This window comes from Pseudomonas sp. CFBP 13710 (assembly GCF_014842235.1).
Lineage (GTDB): Bacteria > Pseudomonadota > Gammaproteobacteria > Pseudomonadales > Pseudomonadaceae > Aquipseudomonas > Aquipseudomonas baltica.
In genome coordinates, this window is the sequence record NZ_JACYVJ010000012.1 from 13,581 (window position 1) to 30,428 (window position 16,848).

Annotated in this window: 17 protein-coding genes; 2 read left to right on the forward strand and 15 right to left on the reverse strand. The window is 64.8% G+C overall.

The features are described 5' to 3' along the window. Nucleotides 1–16: 16 nt before the first annotated feature. The 3 genes from IFT44_RS18875 to IFT44_RS18885 are packed head-to-tail and all read right to left on the reverse strand — an operon-like array spanning nucleotide 17 to nucleotide 2,376. Nucleotides 17–829, reverse strand: coding sequence for an aldo/keto reductase (locus tag IFT44_RS18875; RefSeq protein WP_192060096.1), 813 nt, complete (start codon nucleotides 827–829; stop codon nucleotides 17–19). Next, nucleotides 826–2,001, reverse strand: a complete 1,176-nt coding sequence (locus IFT44_RS18880; protein WP_192176407.1) for an NAD(P)/FAD-dependent oxidoreductase — start codon at nucleotides 1,999–2,001, stop codon at nucleotides 826–828. The genes IFT44_RS18875 and IFT44_RS18880 overlap by 4 nt, the downstream gene beginning before the upstream one ends. Before the next feature lie 42 nt (nucleotides 2,002–2,043). Then, nucleotides 2,044–2,376, reverse strand: coding sequence for a DMT family transporter (locus tag IFT44_RS18885; RefSeq protein WP_122477078.1), 333 nt, complete (start codon nucleotides 2,374–2,376; stop codon nucleotides 2,044–2,046). A 145-nt stretch (nucleotides 2,377–2,521) separates the two neighbouring features. Here IFT44_RS18885 and waaA point away from each other — a divergent pair, with 145 nt between their 5' ends. Further along, nucleotides 2,522–3,793 carry a lipid IV(A) 3-deoxy-D-manno-octulosonic acid transferase gene (waaA, locus tag IFT44_RS18890; RefSeq protein ID WP_192176408.1) on the forward strand — a complete coding sequence of 424 codons (1,272 nt, stop codon included), beginning with the start codon at nucleotides 2,522–2,524 and terminating at the stop codon, nucleotides 3,791–3,793. Between the two features lie 79 nt (nucleotides 3,794–3,872). Beyond that, nucleotides 3,873–4,034 (forward strand): YqaE/Pmp3 family membrane protein, encoded by a 162-nt coding sequence (locus IFT44_RS18895; protein ID WP_122477081.1) that lies wholly within the window; start codon nucleotides 3,873–3,875, stop codon nucleotides 4,032–4,034. 48 nt (nucleotides 4,035–4,082) lie between these two features. On the opposite strand, the gene IFT44_RS18900 is transcribed toward IFT44_RS18895, so the two are convergent. From IFT44_RS18900 to IFT44_RS18955, 12 genes are all read right to left on the reverse strand, one after another. Next, nucleotides 4,083–5,912, reverse strand: a complete 1,830-nt coding sequence (locus IFT44_RS18900) for a S9 family peptidase (protein WP_192176409.1) — start codon at nucleotides 5,910–5,912, stop codon at nucleotides 4,083–4,085. Then, the gene (pqqE, locus tag IFT44_RS18905) at nucleotides 5,878–7,038 is read right to left on the reverse strand and encodes a pyrroloquinoline quinone biosynthesis protein PqqE (protein ID WP_122477084.1); all 1,161 of its coding nucleotides are present in this window, start codon (nucleotides 7,036–7,038) and stop codon (nucleotides 5,878–5,880) included. The genes IFT44_RS18900 and pqqE overlap by 35 nt, the downstream gene beginning before the upstream one ends. Continuing rightward, entirely contained in the window at nucleotides 6,992–7,285 is a 294-nt protein-coding gene (pqqD, locus tag IFT44_RS18910; protein ID WP_122477086.1) for a pyrroloquinoline quinone biosynthesis peptide chaperone PqqD, read from the reverse strand. The genes pqqE and pqqD overlap by 47 nt, the downstream gene beginning before the upstream one ends. Next, nucleotides 7,282–8,034, reverse strand: a complete 753-nt coding sequence (pqqC, locus tag IFT44_RS18915; RefSeq protein ID WP_122477088.1) for a pyrroloquinoline-quinone synthase PqqC — start codon at nucleotides 8,032–8,034, stop codon at nucleotides 7,282–7,284. Before pqqC ends, pqqD begins: the two co-directional genes overlap by 4 nt. A gap of 28 nt (nucleotides 8,035–8,062) precedes the next feature. After that, nucleotides 8,063–8,974 carry a pyrroloquinoline quinone biosynthesis protein PqqB gene (gene pqqB, locus IFT44_RS18920; protein WP_192176410.1) on the reverse strand — a complete coding sequence of 304 codons (912 nt, stop codon included), beginning with the start codon at nucleotides 8,972–8,974 and terminating at the stop codon, nucleotides 8,063–8,065. A 79-nt stretch (nucleotides 8,975–9,053) separates the two neighbouring features. Continuing rightward, nucleotides 9,054–9,125 (reverse strand): pyrroloquinoline quinone precursor peptide PqqA, encoded by a 72-nt coding sequence (gene pqqA / locus IFT44_RS18925; protein ID WP_008365141.1) that lies wholly within the window; start codon nucleotides 9,123–9,125, stop codon nucleotides 9,054–9,056. A gap of 130 nt (nucleotides 9,126–9,255) precedes the next feature. Next, a complete protein-coding gene (gene pqqF / locus IFT44_RS18930) occupies nucleotides 9,256–11,709 on the reverse strand; it encodes a pyrroloquinoline quinone biosynthesis protein PqqF (RefSeq protein WP_192176411.1) in 2,454 nt (817 codons plus the stop codon). Between the two features lie 206 nt (nucleotides 11,710–11,915). Then, complete coding sequence (locus IFT44_RS18935; protein ID WP_122477093.1) at nucleotides 11,916–12,080, reverse strand: hypothetical protein; 165 nt, start codon at nucleotides 12,078–12,080, stop codon at nucleotides 11,916–11,918. 124 nt (nucleotides 12,081–12,204) lie between these two features. Continuing rightward, nucleotides 12,205–13,287 carry a polysaccharide biosynthesis/export family protein gene (locus tag IFT44_RS18940; protein ID WP_192176412.1) on the reverse strand — a complete coding sequence of 361 codons (1,083 nt, stop codon included), beginning with the start codon at nucleotides 13,285–13,287 and terminating at the stop codon, nucleotides 12,205–12,207. Nucleotides 13,288–13,376: 89 nt separating this feature from the next. After that, on the reverse strand, nucleotides 13,377–14,576 hold the full coding sequence (locus IFT44_RS18945; protein ID WP_122795579.1) for a glycosyltransferase family 4 protein: 1,200 nt from the start codon (nucleotides 14,574–14,576) through the stop codon (nucleotides 13,377–13,379). After that, entirely contained in the window at nucleotides 14,554–15,627 is a 1,074-nt protein-coding gene (locus IFT44_RS18950; RefSeq protein ID WP_122477098.1) for an acyltransferase family protein, read from the reverse strand. Before IFT44_RS18950 ends, IFT44_RS18945 begins: the two co-directional genes overlap by 23 nt. Next, nucleotides 15,624–16,736 (reverse strand): glycosyltransferase family 4 protein, encoded by a 1,113-nt coding sequence (locus tag IFT44_RS18955; protein ID WP_185795352.1) that lies wholly within the window; start codon nucleotides 16,734–16,736, stop codon nucleotides 15,624–15,626. Before IFT44_RS18955 ends, IFT44_RS18950 begins: the two co-directional genes overlap by 4 nt. Nucleotides 16,737–16,848: the final 112 nt, after the last annotated feature.

Genomic DNA, 16,848 nt, shown 5'->3' on the forward strand with positions numbered 1-16,848 from the left:
GGCCGCGTCGGCGGCGTCAATTCCTGAGTAGCACGGCAGCGGCTGTCGCTACGTTGTGGGACAGGTGCAGCGGATTTATCGTTCCGACAATAGCACTGGCGACCCCAGGGTGGGCGAACAGCAGCTCGAAGCTGGCGCGCACCGGATCGACCCCCGGTGCCAGGCAGGCATGACCGCTGGCCAAGGCCTTTTTCACCAGGATGGCCTTGCCGTGGGCAGCTGCGTAGTCGAGCACCGGGCGCTCGGACTGCTCGCTCAGGTTGTAGGTGACCATGGCGCAGTCCCCGGTTTCCAAGGCTTTCAGCCCGCCCTGAACGGTCTTGCCGGAAAAGCCGAAGCCACGAATCTTGCCTTCGGCTTTCAGCGCCGCCAACGTCTGGTACACCTCACTGCCCTCGAGAATCTCCAGATCGTTGCCGTCCGAATGCACCAGCAACAGATCAATGAAGTCTGTTTCCAGGCGTTTCAGGCTGCGCTCCACCGAGAACCGCGTGTGCTCGGCGCTGAAATCGAAGCGTGACTGGCCGGCCTCGAACTCTTCACCGACCTTGCTGACGATAACCCACTCCTGACGCTGGCCACGCAGCAATGGGCCTAGGCGCTCTTCGCTGATGCCATAGGCCGGCGCGGTGTCGATCAGGTTGATGCCCAGCTGGCGCGCCTGGTCGAGCAACATGCGCGCCACACTGTCGTCGGGAATGGTGAAGCCGCTGGGGTATTTCACCCCTTGGTCGCGGCCCAGCTTCACCGTGCCCAGGCCCAGGGGGGAGACCCGCAGGCCGGTGTCACCCAGCGGGCGGTGCAGATCGTGCAGGGTCGGCAGGCTCATGGCAGCAGTTCATCCCAGACAGGTGTGGCCAGGGCCGGCTTGGGCAGTTCGGGCAGGGGCGCATGCGCGAGGGGCGAAATGCCGTCGCGCTGCAAGGCGCCGATGACCCGGTCGGCGAAGTCGGGCGCCAGCGCCAGCTTGGTCGGCCAGCCCACCAGCAAACCGGGCTGATCGGCCAGAAAGGCGTTGTCCGGGCGCACCAGCCCCGACTGCGCAGGCTCGGCGCGATTGACCCTCAAGGTGGCCCAGCGCATCTGGCTTTGATCGACCCACGGCAACAGGTGCGCGATTTCCTTCTGCGCGGCGGCGATCTGCTGCGCCGGTTCGCGGGCCACGCCGTCGGCCTCGGCGATCTCTCCACCCAGGTACCAGACCCATTGGCCGTCGGCCCCCGGGTGGGTGGTGACGGTGATGCGCGGCTTCGGCCCACCGCCCAGGCAATGGGCATACAACGGTTTCAGGTTGGCGCCCTTGGCCAGCACCATGTGCAGTGGCCGACGCTGCATGGTGGGTTGTTCGACGCCCAGCGCGGTCAACAGGGCCTGGGTGCCTTCGCCGGCACTGAGCACCACGCGCTGGGCACGAATCACCCGGCCATCGACGATCAGCCCAGCCAGCCGGCCCTGGTCATACAAAGGCTCGATGCGCTCGCCGGCCAGCAGCCCATCACCGGCCAGCTCGGCCAGCCGTGCGACCAGGCTGGGCACGTCGACCACCAGCTCGGCCAGGCGGTAGACCTTGCCCTTGAAGGCGCGGTCCTGCAACGCCGGTGGCAACTGCTCGCCCTTGACTTGATCGACCCGACCGCGCACGGCCTTGCTGGCGAAAAAGCTGGTGAGGTTGCCCGCCAGGGTGCCCGGCGACCACAGGTAGTGCGCCTCGGACAGCAGCCGCACACCGGAAAGATCGAGTTCGCCATCACCGGCCAGCGCCTCACGCCAGCGCCGCGGCATGTCGGCAATCGCTTCGGACGCCCCGGTCAGCGCGCCGTGCAGGGCGTATTTGGCGCCGCCGTGAATGATCCCCTGGGCCTTGAACGTCTGCCCGCCGCCCAGGCGCGCGTTCTCCACCAGCACCGTCGAATAGCCCAGGGCGCGCAGCCGCGCGTTGAGCCAGAGCCCGGCGACACCGGCGCCGACGATGACGATATCAGTGGACAGTTCAGACGGCATTGCAGACCTCGCAGGCTTGGACAGGCGGGGGAGTATACAGCCTCAGTGCCCGGTGGTTTTCGAGAACAGCTGGATCACCACCACGCCCAGCACGATCAGCGCCATGCCGAGCATGGCCGGCAGGTCGAGCTTCTGCCCGTAGATGAACAGCGCGGCGACGCTGACCAGCACGATGCCCATGCCGGCCCAGATGGCGTAGGCGATGCCCACCGGCACGGTGCGCACTACCAGGGTCAGCATCCAGAAGGCGATGCCATAGCCGACCACCACCAGGATCAGCGGCAGTGGCGTGCTCAGGCCCTTGACTGCCTTCATGGACACGGTGGCGATCACTTCGGCGCAGATGGCGATGGCAAGAAAAACATAGGCGTTCATGGTGGAGCTCCTTTTCGATGCAGGCATTCTAGGCGATGCACGGCCACTGGGGGCTGGTCCCTTTCGAACCGTCAGCGGGCAATCGGTTCGTGCGGTGTCTGCCGGTGCTTGGTCAAGCACGGCGACCTGAGTAAACTTCGCCGCCATGAACAGAACTCTCTACACCTTGCTGTTTCACCTGGGGCTGCCGTTGCTGGCCGTGCGTCTATGGCTGCGCGCGCGCAAGGCACCGGCCTACGGGCAGCGCCTCGGCGAGCGTTTCGCCTACCGGCTGCCGGCGATGCAGCCGGGCGGCATCTGGGTGCACGCGGTGTCGGTGGGCGAGAGCATTGCCGCAGCGCCGATGATCCGCCAGTTGCTGCTGCGCCACCCCGAGCTGCCGATCACCGTCACCTGCATGACCCCGACCGGGTCGGAGCGCATCCAGGCACTGTTCGCCGGCGAGCCCCGCATCCAGCACTGCTACCTGCCGTACGATCTGCCCTGGGCGTCCGGCCGCTTTCTCGACCACGTGCGGCCGCGCCTGGCAGTGATCATGGAAACCGAACTGTGGCCCAATCATATTCACCAGTGCGCCCGCCGCGGCATCCCGGTGGCGTTGGCCAATGGGCGGCTTTCCGCGCGTTCGGCCAAGGGCTATGCCCGCTTCAAAGGCCTGACCGCGCCGATGCTGGCCGAGATGAGTTTGCTGGCGGTGCAGACCGCAACCGAGGCGCAACGCTTTCTGGACTTGGGCGCACGCCCGGAATGCGTGCAGGTGACGGGCTCGATCAAGTTCGACCTCAGCGTCGACCCGGCCGTGCCCGTGCGCGCAGCCCGGTTGCGCGAGCAGTGGCAGGCACAGGAACGTCCGGTCTGGATCGCTGCCAGCACCCACGAAGGTGAGGATGCGGTGATATTGGCCGCCCACCGGCAACTGCTGGCCAGCCATGCCGATGCCTTGCTGATTCTGGTTCCGCGGCACCAGGAGCGTTTCGCTTCGGTCCACGGGCTGTGCCAGGCGCAAGGGTTCAGTACGGTGCAGCGTTCGCTCGAGCAAGCAGTTACGGCGACCACCCAGGTGTTGCTGGGCGATACCATGGGCGAGCTGCTGTTCCTCTATGCACTGGCAGACGTTGCCTTCGTTGGCGGCAGCCTGGTGGAGAACGGTGGGCACAACCCGCTGGAACCGGCAGCACTGGCCAAGCCGGTGTTGAGTGGGCCGCACATGTTCAACTTTCTCGAAATAGGCGCGATGCTGCGCGAGGCCGGGGCGCTGGTCGAAGTCGACGACGCGCAAGGCTTGGCAACGGCGCTGCGGCGGTGGCTGGAGCTGCCCCGCGAAGCGGTGCGCAGCGGGCAGGCTGGGCTGGACGTGATGCGAGCCAACCAGGGTGCATTGAAGCGGCTGCTCGATGGTCTCGACGCCCAGCTCTAGGGCTTGGGTGATACAGCCGCGTGCGGAACGCCGGGGATTGCCCGAGGTCTGTTATGCATCGACCTCAAGGAGCTGCGCCATGGACATCATTCGTATCATTTTCGCCATTCTTCTGCCGCCAGTCGGCGTGTTCATGCAAGTCGGATTCGCCGGCGCGTTCTGGCTGAACATCCTGCTGACCCTGCTGGGCTACATTCCTGGCATCATCCACGCGGTGTACATCATCGCCAGCAGAAGGTGATGCCGCTGCCGGTGCGCTCGTCTGCCTGACGACCGCACCGGTACCCGTTCAAAGCAGATCGGACAGCCCGCGGTCGTCCTCGCGCATGACCTTCAGGTAGAAGCGCCATTCATGCTCCAGGGCATGAGCCAGGTTGGCTGCATTGCGAAAGCCGTGCCGTTCCTCGTCATAGTAGTGCGCTTCCACCGGCACACCTCCCGCCTGCAACGCGGCGACCATGTCACGAGTCTGCTGCGGCACCACCACTACATCCAACTCTCCCTGAAAGAAAATCACCGGGGCCGTGATTCGATCGGCGTGCAGGAGCGGTGTGCGCTCTTCGTAGCGCTGTCGGTCGCTGTCCGGGTCGCCGATCAGCCAGTCCAGGTAGTCGTTTTCGAACTTGTGGGTGACGCGCCCCAACGCGGCCGGATCGCTCACGCCGTACAGGCTGGCACCGGCCCTGAACACCTTGGCGAATGCCAGTGCACACAACACCGTATAGCCGCCCGCGCTGCCACCGCGTACGAACGCGCGCTGCGCATCGATGCGGCCTTGCGTGGCCAGGTAGTCGACCACAGCGCAGGCGTCCTGCACGTCGGTTTCGCCCCAGCGCAGGTGCAGGGCATGGCGGTAGGCGCGACCATGGTTGCTGCTGCCGCGATAGTTGAGGTCGGCCACGGCGAAACCGCGCTGGGTCCAGTATTGGATGCGCGGGTCGAAGACCGGGTAGCACGCCGACGTCGGCCCGCCGTGGATGAATACCACCAGTGGCGGATGGCGCTCGTCACCCTGCGCGGCATAGAAGAAGCCGTGAGCCTGCTCACCGCCGCTGGGGTAGCTCAGCGGCTGCGGCAGGCTGACCTGCTCGGCCGGCAGCGGCGAATACCCGCCCGCCAGGATGCGCAGGCTGTGATCACGCCGGTCGACGGCAATCACCGCCGAAGGCTGCAACGGTGAACCGGCGATGGCATAGAGGTGGTCGGCATCCATGGCCAACGCGCGAAACCGCGTGAAATCGCCACTGTAGTCCAGGCAATGGCCCTGCCCATCGCACAGCCCCAGGCGGCCGAAACCGTCGTCGAACCAACTCGCCAGATAGCCCTGATCGGCAGCCGGGAGCCAGGTGCAAGCACCTAGTTGCCAAGGCGCTGCGGCATGGTCGGCCGACGCCGCGGGCAGAGGCGCCCATTTGCCGTCGACTTCTGCCCACGGTTGCCAGAAGCCGTTCGCATCGGACAGGCAATACAACCGCCCTTGTTCATCGAAGCGCGGCTGCTGCAGGCTGAAACCGCTGGCCACGCATTCCGCCACGGCCGCCAGTTCGCTGCACATCAGCCGCGTCTGGGTCCATGGCTGGTGCGGGCGGTCCCACTCGATCCAGGCCAGACGGGTGCCGTCCGGGCTCAACACCGGCGAGGCGTAGAAGTCGGCACCTTCGGCCAGCACGCGGTGACGCTCGCTGGCCAGGTCGATGGCCACCAGGCGATGAATGTCGCCGTCTTCCTCCACCGCCAGCACTTGGCCTGCGGCATATTCCAGCCCCCCGTAGCGCTTCTGGCCGAAGCTCAACGGTTGCGGCAGGCCGCCGGTCACCGGCTGACGGTAGAGCTGCTGGTCGGCCTCGTTGACGAACACCAGTTCGTCGTTCGCCAGGCAGAACGACCCACCGCCGTATTCGTAGACCCGGCTGCGCGCGCTGTAACCGTCGGGCGTCAGGCAAACCGCCACACCGTCCTGCTCGGTCCACAGGCGGCAGGCGCCATCCTGGGGACGGAACTCGTTCCAGAACACGCCAGCAGGGCCGACCCGAAGTTCGGCGAAATCGGTCCCGGCAGCTACGGCCTGGGAAGCGCTGAAGCGGTCATGCTTTGGCGATGAGGCGTGAGTTTCGGTCATTGCGAAAGGCCAATTGTTCGATCGTCTGGGTAGCGTGTTCCGCTTCTTCACGAGCCCGCAGGATCACGCCATGGTGGGGCGACTTGCTGCACACCGGATCGGCATTGGCAGCATCGCCGGTCAGCATGAAAGCCTGGCAGCGACAGCCACCGAAGTCCTTCTCTTTCTCGTCGCACGAGCGGCACGGCTCGGGCATCCAGGCATAGCCGCGGAAGCGATTGAAGCCAAAAGAGTCGTACCAGATGTGTTGCAGGCTGTGATCGCGCACGTTGGGAAACTCCACCGGCAGCTGACGCGCGCCGTGGCACGGCAGCGCGGTGCCATCGGGCGTTACGGTGAGGAAAATGCTGCCCCAGCCGTTCATGCAGCCCTTGGGGCGTTCTTCGTAGTAGTCGGGCGTGACGAAAATCAGCTTGCAGGCGCTGCCGGCCGCTTCCAGCTTGGCGCGGTATTCATTGGTAACGCGTTCGGCACGCACCAGTTGTTCACGGGTGGGCAATAGGCCGGCACGGTTGAGCTCGGCCCAGCCGTAGAACTGGCACGTGGCGAGTTCGACGAAGTCAGCCTCGAGCGCCACGCACAGCTCGATGATGCGGTCGATCTTGTCGATGTTATGCCGGTGGGTAACGAAGTTCAGCACCATCGGATAGCCGTGGGCCTTCACCGCTCGGGCCATTTCCAGCTTCTGCGCGAAGGCTTTTTTCGAGCCGGCCAGCAGGTTGTTGACCTGCTCGTCGCTGGCTTGAAAGCTGATCTGGATATGATCCAGGCCGGCGATCTTGAAGTCGGCGATCTTCTGTTCGGTCAGGCCGATGCCCGAGGTGATCAGGTTGGTGTAGAACCCCAGGCGCCGGGCCTCGCCGATCAGCTGCGCGAGGTCCTGGCGCACCAGCGGCTCGCCACCGGAGAAACCGATCTGCGCGGCGCCCATTTCGCGGGCTTCGGCCATCACCTTGAACCACTGCTCGGTGCTCAGTTCCTTGCCTTGGGCGGCGAAGTCCAGGGGGTTGGAGCAGTACGGGCATTGCAGCGGGCAGCGGTAGGTCAGTTCCGCAAGCAGCCACAGCGGCAGTCCGACTTCAGGCGTGGGTGGCAGGCTGGGCAAGTTCGATCCAGTGCTGTGCACGGGCGACCTCCATGAATTGCTCGATATCGATGGCCAACTCGGGCACACCGGGGAACTGCGCGTCGAGCTCGGCGATGATCGCGGCCACGCTGCGCTGGCCATCGATCAGGCCGCCAATGGCACTGGCACTTTCGTTGAGCTTGATCATGCCCTCGGGGTACAGCAGCACGTGGCCTTTCTGCGCCGGCTCGTACTGGAACCGGTAGCCCTGGCGCCAGCGCGGGGTTTGTAGACGATCGAAGCTCATAGGGCGATCCCCTTGTGCCAGACACGCTGGTCGGTAACGCTGTGATAGGGCGGACGGTTCAGCTCGTAGGCCATGCTCATGGCGTCGAGCATGCTCCACAGGATGTCGAGCTTGAACTGCAGGATTTCCAGCATACGCTGCTGGCCCGCAACCGTGGTGTAGTGCTGCAGGGTGATATGCAGCCCATGTTCCACGTCGCGCCGGGCCTGGCCCAGGCGGGTGCGGAAGTATTCGTAGCCGGCCGGGTCGATCCACGGGTAGTGGGCTGGCCAGCTGTCGAGGCGCGACTGATGGATCTGCGGCGCGAACAGCTCGGTCAGCGAACTGCTCGCCGCTTCCTGCCAGTTGGCCCGGCGGGCGAAATTGACGTAGGCGTCTACCGCAAAACGTACGCCGGGCAACACCAGCTCCTGAGAGCGCAACTGGTCGGGATCCAGGCCCACGGCCTGGCCCAGGCGCAGCCAGGCTTCGATGCCGCCGTCTTCGCCGGGAGCACCGTCGTGGTCGAGCAGGCGCTGGATCCACTCGCGACGGATCTCGCGGTCCGGGCAGTTGGCCAGGATGGCGGCATCCTTGAGCGGGATGTTGACCTGGTAGTAGAAGCGGTTGGCCACCCAGCCCTGGATCTGCTCGCGGCTGGCGCGGCCTTCGTACATGGCCACATGATAGGGGTGGTGGATGTGGTAATACGCACCCTTGGCACGCAAGGCCTGCTCGAATTCGGCGGGGGTCATGGGGGTGTCGGACATTGCGGTTCTCCTGGGGAATGGGGCGCCACTACAACTCGATGCTCATCCCATCGAACGCCACTTCGACACCGCGCTTGGCCAGTTCGGCGCGCTGTGGCGAGTCTTCGTCCAGGATCGGGTTGGTGTTGTTGATGTGGATCAGCACCTTGCGCTGGCGCGGCAGGCCTTCCAGCACTTCCAGCATGCCGCCGGGGCCGCTCTGCGCCAGGTGACCCATCTCACGTCCGGTCCGGGTGCCAACGCCACGTCGCTGCATTTCATCGTCGTCCCACAGGGTGCCGTCTACCAACAGACAATCCGCGCCGGCCATGCGTTCGAGCAACGCGTCGTCGACCTGGCCCAGGCCCGGCGCATAGAACAGCGTGCCACCGGTACGCGTGTCTTCCACGATCAAGCCCAGGTTGTCGCCCGGATGCGGGTCGAAGCGGTGGGGCGAGTAGGGCGGGGCGGCACTGCGCAGCGGCAGCGGGGTGAAACGCAGGTGCGGGCACGCCGGAATCACGAAGCTGCCTTCAAGCTCGATGCGCTGCCAGTCCAGCCCGCCATTCCAGTGGCTGAGCATGTTGAACAACGGAAAGCCGGTGCTCAGGTCCTGATGCACCATGTCGGTACACCAGACTTGATGCGGGCAGCCTTCGCGCAGGCTGAGCAGCCCGGTGGTGTGGTCGATCTGGCTGTCGAGCAGCACGATGGCCTGGATCCCGGTATCGCGCAGGGCTCGGCCTGGCTGCATCGGCGCAAAACCTTGCAGTTGTGCGCGAATGTCCGGCGAGGCATTGCACAGCACCCAGTTGACCCCATCGTCGGACAGGGCAATGGACGACTGCGTGCGCGCATGGGCGCGCAGGCTGCCGTCGCGAAAGCCACTGCAATTGGCGCAATTGCAGTTCCACTGGGGAAAGCCACCGCCGGCGGCGGAGCCAAGAATCTGGATATACATGGAGAACTCGCAGCATCAAGCCTGGAAATGAAAACGCCCCGGTCAGTGACTGGCCGAGGCGTTGCGTTGCAACTGAAGCTTAGCGGCTTGCGAAGTACATGGTGACTTCGAAGCCGATGCGCAGATCAGTGTAAGCAGGTTTGGTCCACATAAGAGATCTCCTTCTAGGTTGATGGGCTTGTAGCATTAGTCCGCCCCGACCGTAGGACGTTCAATGCTCCTTGGGCGACTATGTTACTAAATAAGATAGGCGCCTACGGTTAATTATTCGATAAAGTCCGTTACCTGCCTGGTAACGATCGCTGCGCCGGCAGCCACGCAGGCTCCACCGCAGGGCCTGTGGCCAGGCACAGCCAGCCACCGGTGCCGCTGGCCAGTTGCTGCGCCGCCTGTTGCAGGTCGCTTGTGCGCAGCTCGCGCACCGCCCGCTGCAGGGCAGCCAGATAGTCGGCGCCATGGCCGGCCTGGCAAGCCTGCCAGAGCAGATCGGCCAGGGGCAGCAGGTCCATTTGCGAGCGCTCGTGACGATTGGCCAGTTCTTCGCGCTGGGTGTCCAGCGCCGCAGGCTTGCAGGCCTCGACCAGCGTCGGCAGGGTTTCGATGAAGGTCTGCACATGGCCGAGAATATCGGCCAGCGGTGCATGAGGCGACTGAACGCCGAACACCAGACCCGTGCGCCCCGCCACCTGGCGCAGGCCGCTGAACACGGCGTAGCCCAGTTGCAGTTCGCCCCTCAGGCGCTGGTAGAACGGCGTCTGGCACAGCTGCGCGAGCAGGCGCCAGGCCGCTTCGTCGGCAATGCTCTGGCTGGGTACCGGGCAGAACAGCAGCAATGCATGTTCGCTCGATTGGCACGGCACGTGGCTCCAGCTGCGCCCCGAATGGGCCGGATGCGGTTGCGCAAGATGCGGGCTGGCAGTGCCTGGCATCTTGCGCAACGCATTGTTCAGCGCACTGCGTTCGCCGTCGTCCATGCCGACCGCCAGGCCATCCCAGCGCGCCGCGCCCCACAGCTTCTGCAGCGCCAGGGGACGCAGGTCTTCATCGGAGGTACGGCTGTGGAAATAACCCAGGCTGTGGTCGGGCAGGCGCTTGAGCAGTTCCTTGATGGGGGTCAGGGTTGCGCTCGGCGGTTCCTGCCCGGCCTGATGCCAGACCTCCGGAGCGGGGATGGCGAGCAGCTCCAGGGCCTGTTCGAGCAGCGCCGGAATCGGCGCCTGCACACCACTGAGCTTGAGCTGCCAGTCGTCGCCCAGGCTGCTGAAGACCATTTGCACACCGGCCTGGCGGGCTTCTTCGGCGAGTTTGCGCAAGCTGTCCTGCAGGGTGCGGAACAACCCCTGGTGGCGCGAGGCATTGACCCGCCAGCGCAGGTGCAGCGCCGCTTCGTGGCTGTGCGCCGAAGCGCCGTGCCAGTACGCCAGGCCTTGTGGGTCGGCCACGGGGTGATCCGGGCGTCGGCTCGGACGCAGAAAGCGGTTGCGTGGCGGCAGCCGCCAGCGGCCGGCGAGGTCGCGCTCCGGACCGGCTTCCATCGGGTGCAGCAGGTGTTCCGGGCGCAGTTGCTCAAGCACCTCGCGCAGCGCCTGCACGGCTTGTCGGCTCAACTCGCACGGGGTTTCGTCACTGTGGTGGCGGGCCAGCTCCAACGCACTGGCAACCTGCAGACGGCGCTCGTTGAGCAGGCGGAATTCTTCGCGAAGGCCCTGCCAGTCGTCGTGAGCCTGGAAGAACTCCAGCCAGTCGAAGCACAGCTGGCTGATCAGCGCCGTGGCCGTTTCGCCCGCCGGGGTGAGCTTGAATTCGATATTGATCAATGCCTGGTCGGCGAAGCTGTAGAAGGTGCTCAGCTCCAGGCTTTGCACCAGTTGCCGACGGCGCAGCTCGGCCAGCAACCCGCCGTGCTGACTGGCGCCCAGCCAGGTGCCGAGGAACTCCAGCGCCTGGGTGGCACCACGGGGCAGGTTTTCGCAGGCGAACAGCAGGTTGAAACGGCTGCTGTCCGCACGTTCGACTGCCTCTCCCGGCGTCCCTACCAGCGGCGGCGGGGCGATCTGTTCGGCGGTATCGCCGGGGCGCAGCGCACCGGCCACTTTTTCGGCCATGGCGCGCAGCTGTTCCAGCGGTTGCGGGCCCACCAGGCACAAGGTCATCTGCCCGGTCTGGTAGAAGCGCCGGTAGAAGCTGCGCAGGTCCTGCTGGAACGAGTCGCGCGGCACCGGCAGGCTGTAGCGGTTGCCGGCGTGGAACGCGCGCAACGGATGCTCGGCGTCCAGCGCACTGGTCAGCCATTGCTGGTGGCGTGCCTCGGGGTCGCGCGACCAGGCGACGAACTCGGCATGCAGCACTTCGCGCTCGCGCAATTGCTCGGCCTGGGTCATGCGCGGATGGCCGAGCATGTCGCACAGGCGCTCCAGCGCGCCGGCGAAGGCGCTCACCGGCACCTCGAAGAAATAGTCGGTGCAGCGCTCGCGCGTGCTGGCGTTGATCTGCCCGCCGTGGTTCTGCACGAAGGCCATCAGGCCATGGTCGCCACTGTGGCGTTCGGTGCCGAGAAAGAACAGGTGTTCGAGGAAATGTGCCAGGCCCGGCCAGGCGGCAGGTACGTCATGGCTGCCCGCAGCGACGCGCATGAAGGCGGCGGCACGCTTGAGACGCGGCTCATGATGCAGGCGCACGTGCAGGCCGTTGTCGAGCACCACGTGTTCTGCGGCCGGCAGTGAAGGATGAGGCATGTCAATTCCCTTTGAGCGGTAAGGCTGTAGGGAATCATCGTAGCGGATTTGCGGGTAGGCGGGGAGCCGTTCGCATGGGGATTGCCCAGGCAGAACAGGCTTTTGCGCGGATTGCGGAGAAATTCGCATCTTGGCAAGCGATCTGGCGGTCACCGACGTGGGTCAGCGCCGCCAGAGGCCGTCTTCAGCTCAGGTCGGCGCCTGGTTCAGGCCTTGTCGTCCTGCTCGTCCTGCTGCTCGTCATCGTGCTTGAGCGCCGGCTTCATGCCTGGCTGTGGCGCGTGTTCGGCGTTGGGTGCGATCTCTTCGCCGTTGTTCTTCTTTTCCTGCTGGACTTTCTTGTCGTGGGCAACGTTGCGTGGGTCAGTCATGGGAATTCCTGAAGTGGGCAGATGATGCGAAAGCCCATCGGCGCGAAACGCTTACGCTGAGCGCCTGGGCAAGACTTGGAGTCAAGCGCTTGCCAAAGCGTTCAGTGGCGCTTCTGTGGTCCGATCACTGACCCAGTGCATTACCGGTAGCAACCACGGTGGCCGACGGCAGCAACTGGCTGATGAAGCGGTTCCAGCGGGTGATGTCCGAAGGACCGACGAAGACCACGTCCGAGGCCTGCAGGTCGAACTGGCGGGCGAGCAGGAAGGCGGTCGGCTTCTTGGCGTTGAGGTAGAACACCGTGGCCGGTTGCTTGGAGCGGTCCTGGGCGCCACGGATCACGTAGATGGCCTCGGCGTTGGCGGTTTCCTGGGACAGGCCACCGGCATTGCCCAGCGCTTCGAGCAGGGTGAAGGTGCTGGTGCCGTAGGTCATCACCTGGGGCGAATTGACTTCGCCGAGCACGTAGACCTTGTTTGCCCGGTTGTTGCCCAGGTGCAGCTGGTCGCCGTTCTTCAGGTAGATGCCGTTGAGCTTGGAGTCCTTGCGGTTCAGGGTGTCGATGTCCAGCAGGTACTCGTGCCCATCACGCTTGAGGATCAGCCCGGCCAGGTTGCCGCTGCCATCGTCGCCACCGGCGCGGCTGACCGCTTCGATCAGCGACAGCGGCACGTTGTTCAGAACCTGCGGGCCGGCGTTCTTGAACGAACCGGAAAACACCACGCGCTGGCTGGCGTAGTTCTGCACGTTGACGTCCACCTGGGTGTCGGTCAGGAAGCGCGACAAGGCGCGCTGCAGGTCATTGCGCAGTTCGCTGACCGTCTTGCCCTCGGCCTGGATGGAGTTGATGAACGGGTAGTACACGGTACCGTCGTTGCGCACGATCTGCGTGCCCTGGGCGCGTGGCTCCTGGTTGGTCGGCGAATTCAGCTCGACGTGATCCCAGACCGTGATCTGCAGACCGTCGCCGGCGCCGATGCGGTAGTCGCCCGGCTTGTAGCCATACAGCGCCGCAGGTACCGGTTCGGGCCGGTACAGGCTCTGATGCTGCGCGACCGTCTGCGCGTTGATCGGCAGGACCGTTACCGGTCCGGTTTCGCCGATGTCGTCGGCGGCATCCTCAGGCGTCATGTGCTGGCCTGGGGAAAACACACATCCTTGCAGCAGCACGGCGAACAACGCGACTACGAATACAGTTCGTTTCATTGCAATCTTCCTTGGAGAATCAGACTTCTCGCACGGTATTTGGGAGGTTCAGAACAGCGGTGTTGCGGTGAAATCCTTGCGTGCGCGGCCTAGAGCTTCTGGGCCGCGGCGAGCAGCAGGCCGGTGTCGGCCAGGCCCAATACCGGGTTGCAGTCGAAGGCGTCACCCAGACGCGCTTCGTTCCAGCGTTTCTCGACGAACTGGCGCATTTCCCGTTCGAAACGCTTTTCCGCGAACTGCAGGGCATTTTCCCGGCAGGTGCGCGCATTGAAGCGCGACGCCTGGCTTTCGAACGTTTCGATGGCGGCCGTCAAGGCAGCCACTGTCTGCTGGTAATAGAACACACCGGTGGGGTTGTCGTCGTTGAGCCCGCGTACGGTTTCGAGGGTGCCGCCACGGCCGAAGGCAATCACCGGCGTACCGCAGGCCTGGGCCTCGACCGGGCTGATGCCGAAATCCTCTTCGGCGGCAAAGACGAAGCCTCGGGCGTTCTGCATGTGCTCGCGCAATACCTCGAACGACTGATAGCCCATCAGCGTGACGTTGGGGCCGCACACGGCGCGGCACTTTTCCATTTCCGGGCCGTCGCCGATGACGATCAGGCGTTTGTCGGGCATGGCGCTGAACGCCTCCACCATCATTGGCACCTTCTTGTACGGCACCATGCGCTGGGCGGTCAGGTAGAAATCCTGCTTCTCGGTCTGCAGGTTGAAACCGGTGGTGTCCACCGGTGGGTAGATCACCGTCGAGGGGCGGCGATAGGCCTTGTCGATGCGTCGACCAATGAACTGCGAGTTGCTGATGAACTCGTCGACACCGGCGGCGGTGCGTTGGTCCCACATGCGCATGTAGTGCAGGATCATCCGCGCCACTTTGCTCTTAAGGCCGGCCAGCAGATTGGCTTCGCGCAGGTACTGGTGCTGCAGGTCCCAGGCGTAGCGAATGGGCGAATGCACGTAGCTGATGTGCAACTGGTTGGGCCCGGTGAGCACACCCTTGGCCACCGCGTGGCTGCTCGACAGGATCAGGTCGTAGCCGGACAGGTCCAGTTGCTCGATCGCCATGGGCATCAGCGGCAGGTATTTCTGATAGCGCGTGCGGGCCTTGGGCAGGCGCTGGATGAAGGTCGTGGTGGCGCGCTTGCCGCCCAGGTGCTTGCGGTCTTCGTCACTGAGAAAGTCGATGACCGAGAACAGGTCCGCGTCGGGCCAGATCTTGAGCATCGAAGCCAGCACCTTTTCGGCACCGGCGTAGGTGACGAGCCAATCATGGACGATTGCTATTTTCATAGGGCACCTGCAGTTCGGGAATGAGGGGCGCGCTCGGACGAGCACGGGCGTTGAGTCGTTTGCTCAACTTGATGAAAGGCAGTTCGACGAAGCGATAGCTCACGTGCGCAGCCAACAGCGACAGCGCGGTGGCAAGCAATGTCACCGACAACGAACGACCGGGAACGCCCAGCAGGTAACGGCACAACAGCTCCATGCTCGGATGCAGCAGGTACAGCGAGTAACTGATGGTGCCCAGCCACAGCAACAACGGTTGATGCAAGCGGATGCGCTGGGTCAGCAACATGAAGCTGCTGATGGCCAACAGATAGGTGAAGCAGTAGCGGAACCAGTACTCGCCATTGCCGGCATCGAAGCCGTAGGCGGCGAAGAAAGTCGGCGGCAGGGCCACGGCGTAGGCCAGCAGCAGGCCCTTCACGCAGCGGCGCACCTGGGCATCGGCCTGGCCCAGCAGGCAGTCGCGCCAGATCGAACCGAACAGCATCAGCGACAGCCCCAACGGCAACGCCACCGGCAGCTTGCGTTCGAGCAGCATGCGCATCAGGCCCATGCCCACTGCGGCGGCCAGCAGGGCCAGCGAGCAGGCGGCGCGGAAGCCGGTGCTGCGCAGTCGGCCGATCAGCATCAGGCCCAGGCACAGGGCGTAGAACAGCCACTCGATGAACAGCGTCCAGTACAGCCCCATCACGTCTTCGACGCCCATGGCGGCCTGCAACATGGTCAGGTTGGCGACCACCTGCTGCCAGCTCGGCAGGGTTTCGCCGGTCAGCGCCAGCATGCTGATGTACAGCGCCAGCGACAGCCAGTAGGCCGGGTACAGGCGCAGCACCCGCGAGACGATGAAGCGCCGTGCGCCGCCCGGCCCCGGTTGCAGGCTGAACGGAATCACCACGCCGCTGAGCAGGAAGAACCAGATGACGCCCAGCTTGCCGATGTCCAGCCAGAAGTACGGCAGCGCACCGGGGCCCAGCAATGGCTGCCACAGGTGACAGACCACCACCAGCAAGGCGGCGATACCGCGCAAGGCATCCAGATATCCCAGGCGAGTCATGAGTGCTCCTTGCCGCTGGACGGCTGGTTCAGGGTGGCACCGCGTGGACGCCGTACCTGGACACTGTCGATGCGATCGCTGATCAGCCGTGCCGAAGCATCCCAGCTGAACCGCGCCACGTTCTGCAGACCCAGGGTGCGTAAATGCTGGCGAATGGTCAGGCTGTTCAACGCCAGGGCCATGGCCCGGCTGATGTGCTCGACATCCAGCGGGTCGAAGTACAAGGCACTGGACTGCAGCACCTCGGGGATCGAGGCGGCATTGGCCGCCAGCACCGGGCAGCCACAGGCCTGCGCTTCGAGTGGCGGAATGCCGAAGCCTTCATACAGCGAAGGAAACACGAAGGCCGCTGCGCCCTGGTACTGCTCGATCAACTCGGCGTCGCTCAAGCGCCCGAGAAAGCGCACCCGAGCATCGCGCTTGGCCAAGGCTTCCAGATCGGGGTCGGAGAACACTGCACCGCCGCCGCCGACGATGCGCAACTCCACCTGGTCGAAACCCTTGAGCTGCAGGAACGCCTGGATCATGCGGCTGAAATTCTTGTGCGCGCTGGGCGAAGACACCGCCAACAGATAACGCGGGCCGCCGGCTTGCAGCGGTTCGCCGGGCTGAAACTCTTCACCCACGGCATTCGGCACCACGAGAATCTTCTGCGCCGCAAAGTTGTAGAACTCGCCGATCTCGCGCTTGGAAAACTGGCTAACCGTGATCAAGGTCTTCAAGCGCTTGAGCAGCAGGGGCGTCATCAGGCGATAGGCCGTGCGGAATTGCCAGGTGTAGCTTTGTGGGTGACGCACGTAGGTGATGTCGTGGTGCGTGGCGATCTGGTTGCCATAGAACAGCGGCGCCGTGGCGCACAGCGACAGCAGCAATGGATTGCCCTGGCTGCGCAGGTAGCGCGGCAGGTCGAGTTGTTCCCACAGGTGACCGGTACGAGTGCCCACGACCTGAGCATCCAGCAGCCGAGCGGTTTCGTGCATGCGCACGCCCGGCGGGGTAACGAACACCAGGTCGTCACGTTGACGCTTGAGCGCCAGGCAGGTCTGCTCGGCGAACCGTTGCACCCCGCGTAGCTCCTGGGTCAGAAAACGTGCATTGATGACAATCATCGGAACATCCTTGGCTCACGCGCTTGCTAGAGGTAGTGCCGCGTCCAACAGGCGCGGTCGATGGCGGCGCACGATGCGCTGCGGTTGAGGCCCGCTGCGGCGGGCATCGTTT